Annotated in this window: 1 protein-coding gene and 1 pseudogene; both read left to right on the forward strand. The window is 71.0% G+C overall.

Annotated elements, in window-relative coordinates; translation table 11 throughout:
* The first annotated feature begins 11 nt into the window (after window positions 1-11).
* On the forward strand, window positions 12-1,229 hold the full coding sequence (locus AC559T_RS12355) for a CaiB/BaiF CoA transferase family protein (RefSeq protein WP_498868789.1): 1,218 nt from the start codon (window positions 12-14) through the stop codon (window positions 1,227-1,229).
* A gap of 34 nt (window positions 1,230-1,263) precedes the next feature.
* Window positions 1,264-1,631 (forward strand): annotated as a pseudogene (locus AC559T_RS12360) (SDR family oxidoreductase); the annotation flags it as partial.

Consider the following 1,631-nt stretch of genomic DNA (forward strand, 5'->3'; position numbering starts at 1 on the left):
GGAGAGTGTTCATGACCGCGGTGATGCAGGGTGTACGGATCCTCGAGGTCGCTGAGCACACGTTCGTACCCGCTGCGTCCGCGTTGCTGTCCGACTGGGGTGCCGACGTCATCAAGATCGAGCACGTCGAGCGTGGGGACGCGATGCGCGCGCTGGCGTCCTCGGGTGTCGCGGTCGTCCCGAAGGACGTCCACGTGCTGCTGGAGCACTCCAACCGTGGCAAGCGCAGCCTGGGCCTCGACCTGACCTCCCAGGCCGGCCGTGACATCCTCTACAAGCTCGCCGGCACCTGCGATGTCTTCCTCACCAACAAGCTGCCGAGCGTGCGCACCAAGCTGCACATCGATGTCGAGGACATCCGCGCCCACAACCCGAACATCGTCTACGTCCGTGGGACCGGCCAGGGTGAGCGCGGGCCGGACGCCGACCGGGGCTCCTACGACTCGCTGGCCTTCTGGGCCCGCGCCGGCGTCGCCGTCGGCAGCATGCGGCCCGAGTACAGCCACGTCCCGGTCCCGCCCGCGCCCGGTTTCGGGGACTCGATCGGCGCGATGACGATCGCCGGCGGGATCATGGGCGCGTTGTTCCACCGTGAGCGCACCGGTGAGGCCACCGAGGTCGACGTCTCCCTCATGGCCACCGGGATGTGGGCGATGGGCCAGGCCCTCGCCCTGTCGCTGCTGCTCGACATCCCGTGGACCCCGCCGCCGCTGGACGCGCCGCGTTCCAACCCGCTGACCGGTAACTACCAGACCAAGGACGGCCGCTGGCTGTCGTTCACCTGCCTGCAGGCCGGGAAGTACTGGGCTCCGATGTGCGAGGCCATCGGGCGTCCCGAGCTGGGCGCCGACCCGCGTTTCGTCGACCACGCCGCGCTGATGGCGAACAGCCGGGAGGCCATCGCGATCCTCGAGGCCGCCTTCGCCGAGCACCCGCTGGCCGAGTGGCGTGAGCGGCTGGCGACCTTCATCGGCCAGTGGACGGTCGTGCAGGACACCCTGGAGGCCGCCGCGGACCCGCAGGCCGTCGCGAACGGGTACGTCCAGGACTGCGCCACCGCCGCCGGCATCCCGTTCCGGATGGCCGCGGCCCCGGTGCAGTACGGCGGGAAGCCCGCGCCGGCGGGCCGGGCGCCGCTGTTCAACGAGCACGGCGACGAGATCCTCACCGAGCTCGGACTCGACACCGACGCCGTCCTCGACCTCAAGATCCGCGGCGTCGTCGCATGACCCCCACCTCAACGAAGAGCCAGGAGACACTGAGATGACGCTGTTCGACGCGTTCCGATTCGACGGGAAGCGGGTCCTCGTGGTCGGCGGCGCGACCGGCATGGGTGCCGCCGCCGCCGAGCTCGCCCAGGCAGCGGGCGCCGAGGTCATCGTCGCCGACTACGCCGAGGTCACCCTGCCCGGCGCGAAGTCGATCCACGTGAACCTCGCCGACGCCGCCTCGATCGACGCGGCCGTCGAGCAGCTCGGTGGACCCGTCCACGCGCTGCTCTCGGCCGCCGGTGTCGCCGACGGCACCCCGGGCATCGAGCGGATCAACTTCATCGGCCACCGCTACCTCATCGACCGCCTGCTCGCCGGCGGGCTGCTGCCCCGCGGCTCCGCGATCGGCTTCATCTCCTC

The organism is Frankia sp. Hr75.2, from assembly GCF_949319125.1.
GTDB classification, from domain to species: domain Bacteria; phylum Actinomycetota; class Actinomycetes; order Frankiales; family Frankiaceae; genus Parafrankia; species Parafrankia soli.